This is a genomic window from Niastella yeongjuensis (assembly GCF_900110245.1).
Taxonomy (GTDB): domain Bacteria; phylum Bacteroidota; class Bacteroidia; order Chitinophagales; family Chitinophagaceae; genus Niastella; species Niastella yeongjuensis.
The window spans coordinates 430,470-446,905 of the sequence record NZ_FOCZ01000005.1; the positions used below are offsets into that span (position 1 = coordinate 430,470).

A 16,436-nucleotide genomic window follows, 5' to 3' on the forward strand; every position below is an offset into this window, starting at 1 on the left:
ACTGGAGATATACAGGTATGCCTTCATTGTAGTTGGAGAAAGGAAACGCAACAGCTTACCCCAGGAACTTCTTTTCCACGCCTAGTTTTTTCATTCTCGCTTCCAGGGTTGTTGGTTTTATATTAAGCAGTTCTGCAGCGCCGCCTGCGCCCCGGATCCTGCCATTTGTGATCTTAAGAATATTCAGGATGTGTTCTTTTTCGCTTTGCGCCAGGCTTTTGATAACAACGCCGGATTGCTGAAAACCAGGCTGCCTTTCGAGGATTTTTTTGCTTGTGTGAATACTGGTAATGATCTTGCCGCTGCAAAGCATAACCGCCCGTTCAATAAGATGTTCCATTTCGCGAATGTTACCGGGCCATTGGGATTGCAGCATTTCAGTTATGATCCCGGTACTAAAACCGGTAACTGATTTATTGAACTTGTGATTATATTTATCAAGAAAATGACGGCCAAGCAGTACTATATCCTCTTTACGTTCGCGTAAAGGCGGTAGTTCTATTGGAAATACAGCCAGGCGGTAATATAAATCGCTTCTAAACCGGCCCTCCAATACTTCTTTTTCGAGGTTACGATTTGTTGCGGCTACAATACGCACATTTATTTTGATCACTTTATTACTGCCAACACGCTCAAATTCTTTTTCCTGCAATACCCGCAGCAGTTTTGCCTGCAGATCAGGCGACAGTTCCGCAATCTCATCCAGGAAAAGTGTGCTGCCATTAGCAATTTCAAACTTCCCAAGTCGCTTTGCAATAGCCCCGGTAAAAGCTCCTTTTTCATGTCCGAACAACTCGCTCTCTATCAGATGTGGAGGAAGCACTGCACAATTAACCTTGACCATTACATTATTTTTTCGATCGCTATAATTGTGGATCGAACGGGCAAGTAACTCTTTACCCGTACCAGTTTCGCCAGTGATCAATACCGTTACATCGGTCTTTGCAACCTGTTTGATGTTTTTATAAACCTTCTGCATCACTTTTGAAGCCCCGATCATGTCATCAAAATTGTAGGTAGACATCATTTCATCAGCCAGATCAACTTTTTCATGTTCCAGTTTCTCCTTCAGTCGTATGATTTCATCAGAATACAGGTTCGTCTCGAAATTCGGGGTAATTTCCGCCATGATACGATGAAATGCTTCCTGATCATACTTCTCATAAAATTTTTCGGCTGTATTGAAGAGGCTGATATAAAAATAACCATACGCTGGAAAGGTATAAGTAAACGATACCTGGGAGCGAAGCTCCAACCCTTCGGCAATTAAATCCGGTACAGGGATTTTTTTATCATGGCCAGCAGGCATTTTCAACCGTTTAAAGCGTTCTTCATTCAGATGCAGCAATCGAAAAAAATGGCTTTTGTCAATATATTGACATTCATTGCCGCCAACGTACAAAAACCCATACCCATATCCATCCAGGTTATCCTTTTTTTCGCATGTAAAATAAGCGAACCGGAATGCGAATCGTTGCTGCAGCGCCTTTGCAATACCTTCAAACCGTTGCACCCATGGCTGGGAACTGGTCAGGTGTTGAATCACGGAAAGCTGGATTGATCTTTCTTTTTCTTTTCTGTTTATGTCCTCGGTAATCAAAATATTAGCGACTGCCACAGCCAACTGATCTGAAAGCGCCTGCAACAGGTTAAAGTCTTTTTCAAAAAAAGCATTCTTTTTTTCCGATTGCAAAATCAGCACTCCTTTTACATTGGGCATATAACGGATGGGTGTACTCACCATCTCCTGAATACCATTTGCATAAATAAAATTCAAATAACCGGCTGCAGGAAAACTTTTCCTGGCTTCCTTTACATTAATTACAACCGGCCGGTCAGCTTTTAGCACCTGGTCAAAGACACCATCATTGATGGGATAATCCTGTTGCACAGTAGGTTGAAAATATACACTTTGCCGCCGTTTTTCTTCGGTATGCAACAGGAAAACCCGTTGTGTTTTGTTATCCGCATTCACCAATGCAATCACCATATCATTGAACGTAAACAGCGGTTTTATTTTCCGGGATATAACTTGTAGCAGGTCTTGCTTTTTGCGGATGCTTTTGATAGCTTCACTGATAGACAACAGTACGGTCTTTTCTTTTTCACCCTGTTCCACGTCTTCGGTTGCCAGTATGTTTGCCACTGCTACGGCTACCTGGTTGCCAACCGCTCTAATAAGGTTGTTATTAATACCGTGAATGGGAGCTTCGTCCGCAAAATGCAACATGAACAAACCAATTAAATCGCCGCCCCACCACAACTTTACTGTTAAACTGTGGTTCAACCCCGTTTGCTGCATTAACAAAAGCGCGGGCGATTCAGGATATTGATGTAAATAAGAAGCCACGTTCATATAGTGAATATCGCCCCGGTGGTTGACTATTGGGTGAAGCGCGGACCCTTCCAAAGGCAGATCATGTTGCACGATCTGCATATAAAAAGGATGCGCCTTCCTTTCATCGGTTGCAATGTTCAGGAAATGCCTCGCCCTTTTTTTATATTTATCCACTATTAAGATCACCGCGTCGTCAAAATCAAGGATGGGCTTAATCTTGTCCCTGATCATCCTTGCGAGATCATTTCTTTGCCTGATGTGTACCAGGTCATCGATCAGATGCAAGAGTTTATTCAGGTCCCTTTCCTTGTGAATGATCTTTTCATTCGACAAAATATTATCCAATGCGATGGAAAACTGCTCTATTATTGTTCGGAACAACAATGTATCGGTATCGTCCAATTTGATGTCATTCTCGAAATTCAGTATCAGGCAGCCAAAAACCTTGCCCCTTGCTTTCAGCAACTCACACAGTCCTTTGTGGCACTCGCCTGCTTTTAGTATCGCCAGTGATTTTTCATTGTCGTAAAAAAGCGGGTCATTTTTATAATTGACGATCAGAGGCGGCCAGTCATGGTCAGCCCTTTGTAACAATGAGGTAAAGAGAAGTTTATTTTGGGCAATGTCATCAATACCATCCCCGGAACTATCTACAAAAGCATGTACTTCATTGCTTTCATCGACAGTCAGGAGGCAATAATTGTAAAAATGGAATATAGCCCTGACCCTGTTGTTAATTACCGTTAATATTTCCTCACGGTCCTCTGCCAGTGCAATATCTTTAATAACATGCAACAGCAGCCTTGTGCAATCATTAGACAACGACACAGACATCCCTGGTATATTTTGTTAAACTATTATGGTGAATTGAATGTATAAGACTTTGCCTGATTGGATAGTTATGGAAAACTATCCAACGACAAATTAAATAACAGTCTCAGTGATCAAGATTAATTTTACCTCCCTTTGGATATCTCCAATATTTTGGAGGCAGCTTTAAGAATGTTAATAATAGCGCATTAAAAAACTTAATTACCTGCAATTTAAGCAGATTTATATTATCATTATTAGGACTGCCAATTCCAGTCGATAACCTGCCTCCAAAAAGGCCAGGAAATAAAAAAGACCACCATTGCTGGCAGTCTTTCTGAGGTTCAATAATTTTAAATTACGCATTTTGTGGCAAAAAATGGAACCTTTCATAATAAGCTCGTTCTAAACTTTCGCGGTGCATGGGGTGGGCTATTTCAATCAATGCCTTGCCACGCTGTTTTAAATTTTTTCCAAACAGGTTAACGGCGCCAAATTCAGTAACCACCCAGTGAATATGCCCCCGGGTAGTAACCACACCCGCGCCAGGTTTTAAAAATGGTACAATCCGCGACTCCCCTTTTGAGGCAACGGAAGGAAGGGCAATGATCGGTTTGCCTCCTGGCGACAAAGAAGCACCACGCATAAAGTCCATTTGCCCGCCGATACCGGAAAACTCATAAGTACCGATGCTATCGGCACATACCTGCCCGGTGATGTCGATTTCAATGGCGCTGTTGATGGCGGTGGCTTTGGGGTTTTGACGAATAATGCTGGTATCGTTCACATAGGCAATATTCATCACCCGCACCGATGGATTGTCATGTACAAAATCATACAACTTACGGGTACCGGCCATAAAACCGGTAACCGTTCGGCCTACATTCAATACTTTCTTACTATTATTAATAACACCACTTTGAATGAGTGGGATAACACCGTCAGACATCATCTCGGTATGAATGCCCAGGTCTTTATGCCCGGTCAGGTTTTGCAATACCTGGTCGGGAATACCACCAATGCCCAATTGCAGGGTAGCGCCATCTTCAACCAGAGCAGCCACATTCCTTCCTATCTGTTGTACCGCCTCATTTACTTTCGATGAATAGTTGATCTCAGGCAGTTCGCTTTCTTCCCATACCATTGCATGGATCTTATTTACATGCACAAAACCATCGCCATGGGTGCGGGGCATACGCGGGTTCACCTGGGCTATTACAATGCGGGCGGTATCCACTGCTGTGCGGGCAATATCAACGGATGTTCCCAACGAACAGAATCCATGCAGATCGGGCGGCGATACCGTGATCAACGCTACATCTATAGGAAGAATATTCTCTTTGAACAATTGTGGGATCTGGCTTAAAAACACAGGCACATAATCGCCATTCTCGCTGTTACAAACTTCCCGGGTATTGGCAGACACAAACAGGGAATTAAAAAAGAAGCGTCCATGGAAATGGGCCTGGTTAAAATCCACATCGCCCATGCTGGTAATACTTACCAGTTCCACATCATCCAGTTCTGCATACCGCTGTTGTAAAGCTTTTATCAGGAATACCGGAGTGGCCGCACTGCCATGAATAAAAACCCGGTTGCCCGATTGGATCAATTGTACAGCCTCGCTGGCCGTTAAACCTATTCTGTTACTCATATACATTATTTTAATAAGCGCAATGCCAGCATAAAGTTAACATCTATCTGTTGTTCAACTTTTACCAGACCGGCCATTTTTCGGGGTGGTGTTAAATCAAAATCAGCAAACGATACTTTTTGTTTACCATATAAACGCAGGCTGCTTTCATCAACAGGCTGCACCGTATAATCAACATCCATAATGCGCGTTACCCCTGCCAGACAAATAGCCACTTTCCCTTTTACATGCGGAACATTGCCGGTGAAATTGCCAATGCTCAGCAAAGCTATTTTCATCAAAGGACATTCCCGGGCTTTCAGTGCTTTCCGCAGGTCTTTGTTCATATAGGGCTGCTGACACTCGAAACCATTTACATCGATGCAAAGACCACCTTTAATACCCAGGATGGCTTTGGATGCATCTTCCCGGCAAAAGCATACTGTATCTGGACGCAGGTAACTGGTTATGCCACACCGGAAATTGCTGATGTTCGTTCTGCCCTCGAAATACAGGTTACTTTCTTTCTCAATCAACCATTTTTCTTTCAGCACAATATGCGGTGGCCAGCAGAACGACAGCAGCATTATGATCAATAACGTTTTCATAACCTGTATTTAGCGTTTGTTAGAATCCTACTACAGCTTCAATAACATAGCCATTAAATTTGCCTGAACTGCGGTAATCGCCAACAGGGAAGGCATTGTATTTCTGTACCACATACTCCCCTTTCAGCAGCACGTTCTTTGTTACGAACCAGCCGGCAGCGCCTGCCCAGCGATCAACGTTTATATCGTCTGCAAAACCAGACAACTGGCCCCATGCTTTATTATACCTAACCCCGGCGAACAGGTTTTCCTGGTTGCCGAACCGATACACCACATCACCGGCATATTGCTGCATCAGTCTTACGGCAGTTTCAGTTTTTGCGCGGCCCTGTGCATTTTCATAAGTTCCAAACACTTCCAGTCCCTGCACTTTCAAAAAACCGTTGATCATATAGGCATCTACTTTTTTGCTGAACCCGGGGTTCAGCCTGCCCGAAAATGCGATGGCAGTTGAAGCAGGCAGTGCAGCGTTCGCTGGTGCATTTTCCATTACGTTCTGGTAATTGCTGCCGCTGCGGTCGCCCCCATACAGCGTTAAACCGGAAGCAGCAGAGTTGCTGTTGTGATAGAAGCTACCAGTTAACCGTACGCGTATGTCATCACTTATTTTTTTATCGATGCCACCTTTCAGAATGAGCGAAGGTTTGCGTTTAACATTATCATCTACCGGCGATTTAACCGCAGAGTCAACATTGCCTTTTATCATCCCATTGGTAACACCAACCATTCCAAACAAACCGTTCTTTTGCACATATACTTCGCCCCCGATCTCCGTTGCATAGGCGTCCATGATATAACTTTCCATAAATGGATTGTACAGGGTTTGGCCTCCATCGGAACGGCGGAAATGCGCATCGCCATAGTTCACTTCCATATGACCTACTTTTATGGTGGTCACTTTCATAATATCGTCCCAGATCTTTCCTTTGAACGGCAGTTTGTCAAATTGAATGTAACCGCCTTTTACCCAGGCTTCGTTATGGTGCCGGCTGCTGAGATAGGTTGTTACATTCAACCGGATGCCTTCAGCCAGTTGTACATCTATGTTCAGGTTAGCCTGGGCAGTCATGAAACCAGGAGCCAGGGGATACAATCTATTAGAAGTTTCAAAATTGGCAGCGCCATCGTTTTCATGTTTCAGGTTTTGAAACTGCTGGGTAAAGCCGGCGCCCAGTCTTATGCGCATGCCATCGTATGGTATAAGATTCTCTTTGGTTGTTTCAAATACGTTGATGCCGGTTTTATCGTATGGGCGCCAGTAAGCAGGGCGGCCATAGGAAAACTTTTCGTCCTGTGCCCACATGGTAGCTGGCAGGGCAAATAAAAACAGCATTACTTTTATTGCGTTAATTAAATACAAGCGTCTCATAATAGTATATTTAAATTGGTTCGAAGAAGTTAAATGGAGGGTGGGTGTTATATGGATCTTAAAAGCAGGTCGAATTTAACGGTTACAAATTCCCCGGTCTTAATAGCGCCCAGCATAATGGAAGGAGGTTCTACGTTATAGTCAGTCATTTTCAGTTTGTACGAGCCATTGTAGCTGATGCTTTTATCGGCATTCATGGTACCATTGGCAGTAAGCACCACATCCCTGGTAACACCCGAAATAGTAAGCTTGCCTTTGGCAGTCAATACATACCCGGCTGCGCCGGTAGGCTTTACCGTTACAGCAGCAGCCGTAAAACTGATATTGGTATATTTTCCGGTATTGAGTGCTTTGTAGGTATTTTTATCCATACCCGAGTGTTCGCTCTTCAGGCTTTCGGCCGGCACCATAAAGTTGATATACGATACACCGTTCAGCGTGCCCGTATTGGTTATATCGAACAGGCTGGAACAATATCCTTTATCGGATTTCATATCCCAGTCATGTACATTGGAAGTTCCTTCAATAACCAGTTTTACTCCGCCAATGGATTGATACTTAGTTTGTGCGTGTGCGATTGATGAGGTGAACGCAAAAAACAAGGTGAGGAGAAACAGCGTAGTGCGTGAGGTTTTCATTGTAGTAAGTTTTGTAGGTGATGAATTCCACCACAAAACTATTTTACCTCAGCTGCCAGGCATATGACCTGGATTGGCAGGCAGATGATAAATGTCAGCCTGACGGATGATTTAGAACAGCCGCCAGGCTGACCGGCTAAGCGCTAACACTTTCCAGTTCATCCATTTCTTCTGCGGAAAGCAGCAGATCTGCCGCTTTTACATTTTCTTCGGCATGGCTCACTTTTGACGTGCCGGGGATCAGTAAAATATTGGGTTCATAATGGTACAACCAGCTTAAGGCTACCTGTTGGGATGTAGCGTTATGCCGCTGGGCAATTTCATCGAGCTTTTGTAAAAAACTTATATTACCTGCATTGATGGGATTCCAGGGTATGAATGCGATATCGTGTTCTTTGCAGTATTGCAATTCAGGTTCCCAATCGCGTTCAACAATGCTGTACTTGTTTTGAAGGGACACTACCGGGAAAAACTCCTGTGCCTTTTTCAGGCTTTCGATGTTTACTTCAGAAAGCCCAATATGTTTTATCAGTCCTTCCTGTTGCGCCTTTTGTAAAAAGGTCAATGTGTTTTCATAAGGAACTCGGGGATCGATCCGGTGTAGCTGGTATAGATCAATGCGGCTTAACTTTAACCGTTTGAGGCTTCCTTCCAATACTTTTTTCAGGTGATCGGGGTGGCTGTTGATGTGCCATTCATCGGGCCCGGTACGTTCAAAACCGCCCTTTGTTGCAATAACCATTCCTGCAGGATAGGGATAGAGCGCTTCTGCAATCAATTCTTCCGATACATTGGGGCCATAACTATCGGCTGTGTCAATGAAGTTAACGCCAAGACCGGGTAATGCTTTTAAAACGCGTATGGCTTCGTCCCGGTCTTTGGGCGGGCCCCAAATACCTTTGCCGGTAATACGCATGGCGCCATACCCCATTCGATTCACGGTAAGGTCGTTACCGATCTTAAATGTTTTGTTTGTAGCTTGTTGCATATTGAAGGTGTGTTTTCCTTTTCAACATGCGAGTTGGGAATTTGTTTCGTTTTAATCTTATCTTAACCAGGCCCAGCGCTTTGCCCAATCCATCAACACCTCTTTGCGCCATTTCTTTATAGTAATACCGCCCTGTATGTTGCCATCATACAAATCGGGATCGCTGCGATCTGTAAACCAGTTCGGGCCTAATTTATAATCAGTTTTCCTTTCTTTACCCGGCCAGCTGTTATCAACTACAAACTGTCCGGCCAGCTCGGTGAATCCGGGGATAGATGAGGTAATTGTATAGGAAATCGTTTCTGCCTGTTTGGGTGCATACCGGACCACATAATTTCCTTTGCCCAGGTAATACCCGGCCCATTTTTGTTCGCCGATGCCGGCTTTTACATTCAATGAAAAACAGGCAGAGTCTGCGGGAATATTAACGACTGGTCCTTTTATATGAAACTCCAGCAAGGAACATACCGTTACCGTATCAGCCAGTGTAGTGTTCCGGTTGAACAGCATGCGTGGGCTGTGATTGAATGTCGAAAAACTTCCGCCCCAGCTTTCTTTGGCGGGGTCATTGGGGTTGCCATCCATCATATATAATAAGGAAGGCGTATCGCCCATTTTCACATTTCCGCCATAGTAGTTTTTAAAATCCTTTCCCATATTGCCTGCACCGGCCATGTGCTGATCGTAATAGTTAGTAGTGTTCACACTGTCGGGCATGCCCTTGGTTGAAAAGAAGCCGTAGTAAGAAGAATTGTCTTCAATAAACCACAGATCAGGAAAATTGGCAACAATATAGGCGTAGCTGTTGGCGCTCCATTTTTTGTTGGGCCCGCCTATCCAGTATACTTTTATATGCTTACGAATATCGGGTGCATCATGTAAGGCCTGAGCCAGATCATCCAGTCCGCCCCATACCAGTACCCAAAGCGGTTGAGTGCTTTTTTTTCGGGCGCAGGTTACTATCCAGCTGCTTCCTTCAGTAGTTTTTGTAACGCCAGCGAACGGCGCGGCGCCCTGTTTTCCCTGTTTACAAATGGCCCGCAACGCATCGGGTGAAGGAAATCCTTCGGCATGTTTTTCCAGCTTTGGCAGGTCCTTTTCATACAGGGCAATCATCTCGAGCAGGTTTTGTTTGGTGCCATGCCCATAGGAAGGAGAAGAGATGAGGCCTTCGGTATTAAACAGGTTGCTGTACATCAGAAAATGGATCATCGACTGATTATCGTCGGGGTCTGTGCCACCAATATCGGTACTGATGAGAATACGGGGTTTTACGGGGACCGCCTTTTGTGCGATTAATACCAACGACCAGCATAAGATACAGAAGAGACCAATCAGTTTTTTCACGTGCAAGAATTTAAAAGCGATCAATTCAGGTGAAGTTAAGCGATGTTCGTTATAAAAAAGACTGTCTCCCAACAGGCAGACAGTCTTTTTATAAAGGTCTTTCCCTTCAATTATCTGATCATATCATGCCAGTCGCTTTTGCGGTCGCGTTCACAGTCAATTTTTATTTTAAGGATCTCTCCCCCACCAATGGCCGGTGCGCCAAAGCCCCAGTTGGAAACATACAAATTACCATCGGGGCCATAGGTTATGGCAGTGGGCAGATTTAAACCGGAAACCAGCGTGCGCCGGTCGCCCGAAGGATCGATCCGGATAATTCTACCTGTACCGGGTGTAGGGTTTGCATTGCCTGTAGTATTTTCGAGCACATACATCCCACCTGCATCGTCAAAAGCGATCCCCACGATGGTACTGAAACCTTTTTTCACTATACTGATCTTACCATCGAGCGTCACTTTATATACATTCGAATTGCCGGTGATTGGGAATACACCCAGGTTGCCCACATAAAAATCACCCTTATAATAAGTCATAGCGGTGGGCACAATATGACCCTGGCTGGCTGAGATATCAATCAGGCGTTCAATCTTTCCGTTGGTAGTCACTTTCACGATCTCGCCATGGTTTGGTTCTACCGCATACAGGCTGCCGTTAACGGCTTCTATTCCATACCAGGTACCATCCGGCTCAAAATCATCTGGTTCGGGTTTGGCCACGGGATGGCTCATTTGCCATTCACTGAGATTGGCAATGATGTCCCAGGATTTGTCGGGGTGCACCTTTACAATTCCATTCGGGATGCCTTTCACCCCATGCGAACAGCCTGCCCCGGCCAACACGCCATACAGTGTATTGCCAATAAACGCAACATCCGCCACCCCACTCACCAGACTGCCCAGCGAAGGCGCGGTCTGGCTCGATGGCAACTTGTTGGCTACTACCCAGATCTGTCCGGACTTCTCTATCTTCAAAATCCGGGCGCCGGTTTTACTTCCCCGATACGGTCCTACAGGCGGTATCACCTGGGTACAGCTTGTTGAATCGGTGCCGCCAATACCGCCTTCTGCCACATACAGGTTGCCATCAGGGCCGAATGTCAGTCCGCGGGGATTATTCAATCCGGTAGCAAAGCTGGTAACGGTAGCTACCATGTCAGCCTGTTTGCAATCACAGAACTTGCCCATGTCCTTACGGCATGAAGCCAAAGCAAGAACAACAATAAGTACATAACCTGATCGTAAAGATCCTTTTTGTGCCATAAACGCCTCCTTATGTTTAAGTGATTAAAAGCAGCGTTATCAGCTTTCAGGAAGGACACCTATAATTTTCGGGGGAAGGAATTAAAAGTATTAGCAGCCCCTCAAATACTTCGCCAGATATTAAAATAAAGCAACATGTCACTACATAAAGGATTTTTGTCAAAGCGTTTCATACACACGGTCAGTAATAATAAATACCTGTTTAGTATAGGGTCGGCTACCTTTTTTTACGGAAACGTTTCCGTTGTTTTCCGATCCAACAGACGAGTAGGTACGCAGTAGTAACCACAACACAAGCAGCTGAAAATCAATTTTATTTTTTAGTAGTGTAGCAGTTTTGACGTAGTCGCTTTCTTGATACAGCCACCTGCAATGAGCAGTTTTGTTGTGGAATTTCAAGATAGCTGCCATGACAATAACCAAGCGACGACTGCCATATCCGGGAATATTACCCATCCGTTTTTACCCTTTCCAATCCGGTAAGCGCAGGCTTCCTGCTATTTGTTATCTGCAGTTTTATTTACTGGTAAGGCCCCATTTTCCAATCAATCATTCCTGTTGTTTCAAAAATAGGGATACCCAAACCCTATTGTCTCTTCACCAAAAAAAGGTTGTTTATGAGAATTAAATTGTTTGCTGGTCATTTGATATGGCCGGCCAAAAATCTATTGTCCTTAATGTTCCTGCTTGGATCTCTGGCAGCGATTGCCCAGACTCCATCCAACCGTATCCAGGGAACTGTAACTGATTTAAAAGGAGTACCGCTTCAGGGCGTAAACGTGCTGATTAAAAATGGTGGCAGCGGTACCATCACTGATAAGGAAGGGAAATACGCCCTCCTTGTTCAGCCCGGTAATGTGCTGATCTTTTCTTCCTCCGGTTTTTTAAACCAGGAAGAAAAGGTAGGCGACCGTACAGTGATCAATGTATTGATGCAGCAGAGCTCCACCACACTCGACGATGTAGTAGTAGTAGGTTACGGCAGCCAAAAGAAAGTAAACCTGAGTGGTTCGGTAGCCCAGGTTACCGGTAAAGACCTGGCGAACAGACCTGTCGCCAACGTAACCGGCGCCCTGCAAGGGGTTATGCCCGGGTTAACCGTGTTTAGAAGTTCAGGTAAACCGGGCGGTGAAGGATATGGTATCCGTGTTCGCGGATTTTCCTCCGCCAATGATGCCAATGCCCTGGTGCTTGTAGATGGTATTGAGCAGGACCTGAACCTGATAGACCCCAGCGATATTGAATCTATCTCCGTGTTGAAAGATGCATCTGCCTCTGCTATTTATGGTGCCCGCGCTGCCGCCGGTGTTATTCTGGTAACTACCAAACAGGCTAAGGCCGGAAAAACGCAGGTTACCTTAAGCAGTAATTATGGCGTTAACATAACTGCACGTCAACCCAAACGCCTGAATTCATGGGATGAACAAACATTGATCGACGAGGCCCGGTTAAACGCTACCGGTACCGCTGAGTATACTGCCGAGAACTATGAATGGTTGAAGAATCCCAATTTTTATTACCGTCCCAACCCTACCCAGGGACGCTGGGAATACTTTGATAACAATAACTGGATGCTGGAAGGGTTAGACAAATACAACCACCAGCAAAACCACTCGCTTTCTGTAGGTGGCGGCGATCAAAAATTGAACTACCTGTTTACCGGCGCTTATTACAAACGCGACGGCGTTTTGCGGTTTGGGCCCGATGACAATACCCGGGTTAACCTGAAACTGAATGTGAATGCCGAACTGAATAAATACCTTTCGATGAAAGTTACCGCCGGCTACATCAATTCAAGAGTCCTGGAAAATGCATTTGGCACCGACCAGATCATCAACCGCCTGTACCGGAGCCGCACCCGTCAGAGTCTATATGTTCCGGCTGAAGATACCACCGGCCAAATATATAATGGCGACCTGCAGATAAACCCTGTGGATATTGAAAAGAATGCCGGTATTGACACAAGGAACTATGGTACTTTCACCAGCCGCCTCGGTTTGCAGGTAAAAAATGTCATCAAGGGCTTAACCCTCGATGTGATCGGCTGGAGAAACCAGGGTATCTATAATGCGGAAAAAGACGCGAAGACCATTAACTGGTACGGCCGGGCTGCTATTCCAAGCCTGCTCCGGTCCTTTGTAAACTCGCCCAATTATATTAATGTCACAAAAAATAAGTCCTATCAGAACAACCTGCAAAGCTTTCTTACCTACCGGTTAAAACTCAACAAACACGAGTTCACCATTATGCAGGGTGGTTCATACGAAGAATACCGGAAAGATGAGCTCTTTTCTACTGGTCAGAATATGGCCAACAACAATTTCTTCAGCCTGAACTATGCTGATCCATTAACGGTGAGAAGCTCGCAAAAGATTGAAACCTGGGCCCTTGCCTCTTTATTCGGCCGGTTCAATTACAATTATGCCGGCAAATATTTATTGGAAGCATCTTACCGTTATGATGGAAGTTCGAGACTGGCCCCTGCACATCGCTGGGACATCTTCCCTTCTTTCTCTGCAGCCTGGCGCGTTAGTGAAGAAAATTTCTTCAGAGACAATGTTTCATTCATTCAGAATTTGAAATTCCGCGCTTCCTGGGGCCAGTTAGGGAACGGCTCACCGCTCGGTTTATATCCCTATTTGCCCCTTATGCAAAGTGGATTATCAAATCCCAATAACACCACCACGCCTTCGCTTGTTTTCGATAATACCCGCTCCCAATATATTTACCAGGACACCCTGGAGTCACCTGATGTAACCTGGGAAACAGTACAGCAATCAAACATAGGTATAGACCTGGGACTCTTAGACAACCGGTTAACCATTACCGCAGATTATTATGTAAAGAAGAACAAGAATATGCTGGCTTACCTGAACCTGCCAAACATTATAGGTATAGGTACTCCTGCTTATAATATAGGCGAATTGAAAAGCTGGGGAAAAGAATTGGAAGTTAAATGGCGCGACCATATAGGAAATGTAGAATACCGCGTAGGCTTCAACGTTTCCGATAACCAGAACAAGTTAATAAAATACGTTGGCAAAAACTCCGTAGGCACCGGCGGAGTGGTAAAATACCTGGAAGGATACGCCATCAACACCGTGTGGGGTTATCAAACCCAGGGTTTTATTCAAAGCAAGAATGATCTGGATGATTACAAATCGAAATTTACTACCCAGTATTTCACCAACCTGGGCCCCGGCGATATGAAATATGTTGACCGCGATGGAAGTGGTACAATAGGTATCGGTGATGGTACCCCGCAAAATCCGGGCGACCTGGTTTACCTGGGAACCATCAATGCCCGTTATAATTATGGCTTTGATTTTGGCTTCAGCTGGAAAGGGTTTGATTTCTCTGCCTTCTTCCAGGGTGCGGCACAAAGAAAATTCCTCATCAAAGAAGAAACCCTGTCGCCCATGTTTGGAACAGCTGATATGCCCTGGACCATCCATATGGACCGATGGACACCGGATAACCCCAATGCCTTTTTCCCGAGAATGTACGAGAAGGATGCACATAATTTCAAACCTTCCGACCGGTGGGCGCAAGATGGCAGTTACCTGCGTTTGAAAAATATTCAAATAGGCTACACAGTTCCGGTTAAAAGAACATTTATCCGCAACCTGCAGGTATATGTATCCGGACAGGACCTGTGGGAAAGCACAAAAGTGCTGAGCGTATACGATCCCGAAGTGGGCAATAACGTAGATGCTACCACCTATCCGTTTTACAGAACAGTATCCTTTGGCCTCAATGCCGGTTTCTAAAAAATGAATACAATGAAAAAAATCATTCTATCAATAGCTATACTGGCAGCAAGCATTTTACTGACTTGCTGTAATAAACTGAACCTCAGACCAGAGTCAGAAATCAGCGACAATGATTACTGGAACGGGGAACCAGACCTTATAAATGCATGCAACCGGTTATATGAAACCTTACAAGCCAACTGGCTCGACAACCGGGGTGATGACAATATCGGTACGGGTGCCAACCAAACCAGTAATGGTTCCTGGACAATACAAAACACCAGTGACGATTGGAGCTTCCGGTACAGGGACATCCGTACCGCCAATAATATTCTGGAAAAAGCAGGTAAAGCAAATGTTTCTGATCTTGTCAGGAACAGGTATTTTGCCGAAGCCAGGTTCTTCCGGGCTTATTCTTATTTTCTGTTAGTTCAGAAATATGGCGATGTTCCCCTGATATTACATACACTGGATTTGAATTCAGAAGAGCTGACAATGCCCCGCACGCCAAGAGCGGATGTAATGAAGGCCATTTATGAAGACCTTGATTATGCCTATGCCTGGTTACCTGGCCGCGATAATTTAGATGCCAAACAATGGGGCCGGGTTATGAAAGGTACCGCAATGGGTATAAAAGCAAGAATTGCCCTTTACGAAGGTACCCGCGAAAAGTTTCGGGGAGAAACCGGCTGGGAAGCGCATTTGCAAACCGCTATCGCTGCCGCTCAACTGGTAACAATGCAGGGACATGCGCTTTTTGCCAATTATGAAAAATTATTTCTTAAGGACGGCGAAGGCCCCACCAATAAGGAAAACATCTTTGTAAAAATCTACGGCATAAGCAACACAAATATCATACTTGGCCATACCTTTTCAAGAGACCTGGAACAGGGCAAAAACGCGGTTACCCGTAACCTGCTCCGGCAGTATTTGTATACCGATGGATTGCCTGCTTTCAATACAGACAATACGCCGGTGGCTACCCCTTCACCTTTATTTGTTCCTGAAGCAAACGAAACCGCTTACAATACCATCTTCGAAAACAGAGATCCACGTTTGGCTACTTTAGCATTCAAAAAAGGGGATTCAGCCTATAAAGGACCCTGGCAGCCTACCCTTACAACCGGAACACGTACCGGTTTCGCCAGCAAAAAAGGATTCAGTTTGGAGGACTGGACCGTTAGTAACGGGGGCGTTACCGACAGGATATTGATGCGTTACGCCGAAGTATTACTCATCCTGGCCGAAGCAAAATTTGAACTGACTGAAACTATCAGCGATGGCGATCTCGATCTTACGGTGAACGCCCTGCGCACCCGGGCCGGCATGCCAGTTAAACTCACCAATGCTTTTGTAACTGCCAACAACCTGTCTATGCGCGATGAGATCAGACGCGAAAGAACAGTAGAACTGGCACTGGAAGGTTTCCGCTATGATGACCTCATCAGATGGAAAACTGCCGAAACTGTTTTACCCAAGGAAATACTGGGCGCCAAATATATTGCGGGTGACTGGAGTGGAACAAATGTTAATACCCTAAAGCTCAACAGCGATAAAGTGATCATATCCGAACCTGCCAATACCCGTAAATTCCAGGCAAACCGCGATTATCTGTACCCGGTACCAGTAAATGAAATTACCACCAGCGGCAACAATGTTACCCAGAACCCCAATTGGCAATAACCTCAACAATA

Annotated in this window: 10 protein-coding genes; 2 read left to right on the forward strand and 8 right to left on the reverse strand. The window is 45.0% G+C overall.

Annotation, left to right across the window (positions count from 1 at the left end; genetic code table 11):
* Positions 1 to 55 precede the first annotated feature (55 nt).
* From BMX95_RS15740 to BMX95_RS15775, 8 genes are all read right to left on the reverse strand, one after another.
* Complete coding sequence (locus tag BMX95_RS15740) at positions 56 to 3,172, reverse strand: sigma 54-interacting transcriptional regulator (RefSeq protein ID WP_081203392.1); 3,117 nt, start codon at positions 3,170 to 3,172, stop codon at positions 56 to 58.
* 334 nt (positions 3,173 to 3,506) lie between these two features.
* On the reverse strand, positions 3,507 to 4,802 hold the full coding sequence (locus tag BMX95_RS15745; protein ID WP_081203625.1) for an acetyl-CoA hydrolase/transferase family protein: 1,296 nt from the start codon (positions 4,800 to 4,802) through the stop codon (positions 3,507 to 3,509).
* Between the two features lie 5 nt (positions 4,803 to 4,807).
* A complete protein-coding gene (locus BMX95_RS15750) occupies positions 4,808 to 5,389 on the reverse strand; it encodes a hypothetical protein (RefSeq protein ID WP_081203393.1) in 582 nt (193 codons plus the stop codon).
* A 19-nt stretch (positions 5,390 to 5,408) separates the two neighbouring features.
* A complete protein-coding gene (locus tag BMX95_RS15755; protein WP_081203394.1) occupies positions 5,409 to 6,758 on the reverse strand; it encodes a hypothetical protein in 1,350 nt (449 codons plus the stop codon).
* Between the two features lie 47 nt (positions 6,759 to 6,805).
* Entirely contained in the window at positions 6,806 to 7,396 is a 591-nt protein-coding gene (locus BMX95_RS15760) for a YceI family protein (RefSeq protein ID WP_081203395.1), read from the reverse strand.
* 136 nt (positions 7,397 to 7,532) lie between these two features.
* Positions 7,533 to 8,384, reverse strand: a complete 852-nt coding sequence (locus tag BMX95_RS15765) for an aldo/keto reductase (protein ID WP_081203396.1) — start codon at positions 8,382 to 8,384, stop codon at positions 7,533 to 7,535.
* 57 nt (positions 8,385 to 8,441) lie between these two features.
* Entirely contained in the window at positions 8,442 to 9,731 is a 1,290-nt protein-coding gene (locus tag BMX95_RS15770) for a nucleoside hydrolase-like domain-containing protein (RefSeq protein ID WP_081203397.1), read from the reverse strand.
* Positions 9,732 to 9,841: 110 nt separating this feature from the next.
* Complete coding sequence (locus BMX95_RS15775; RefSeq protein ID WP_081203398.1) at positions 9,842 to 10,990, reverse strand: ScyD/ScyE family protein; 1,149 nt, start codon at positions 10,988 to 10,990, stop codon at positions 9,842 to 9,844.
* A 617-nt stretch (positions 10,991 to 11,607) separates the two neighbouring features.
* Here BMX95_RS15775 and BMX95_RS15785 point away from each other — a divergent pair.
* Both BMX95_RS15785 and BMX95_RS15790 read left to right on the forward strand, forming a co-directional pair.
* A complete protein-coding gene (locus BMX95_RS15785; protein WP_081203400.1) occupies positions 11,608 to 14,760 on the forward strand; it encodes a SusC/RagA family TonB-linked outer membrane protein in 3,153 nt (1,050 codons plus the stop codon).
* Positions 14,761 to 14,772: 12 nt separating this feature from the next.
* On the forward strand, positions 14,773 to 16,425 hold the full coding sequence (locus tag BMX95_RS15790) for a RagB/SusD family nutrient uptake outer membrane protein (RefSeq protein ID WP_207631704.1): 1,653 nt from the start codon (positions 14,773 to 14,775) through the stop codon (positions 16,423 to 16,425).
* Positions 16,426 to 16,436 lie beyond the last annotated feature (11 nt).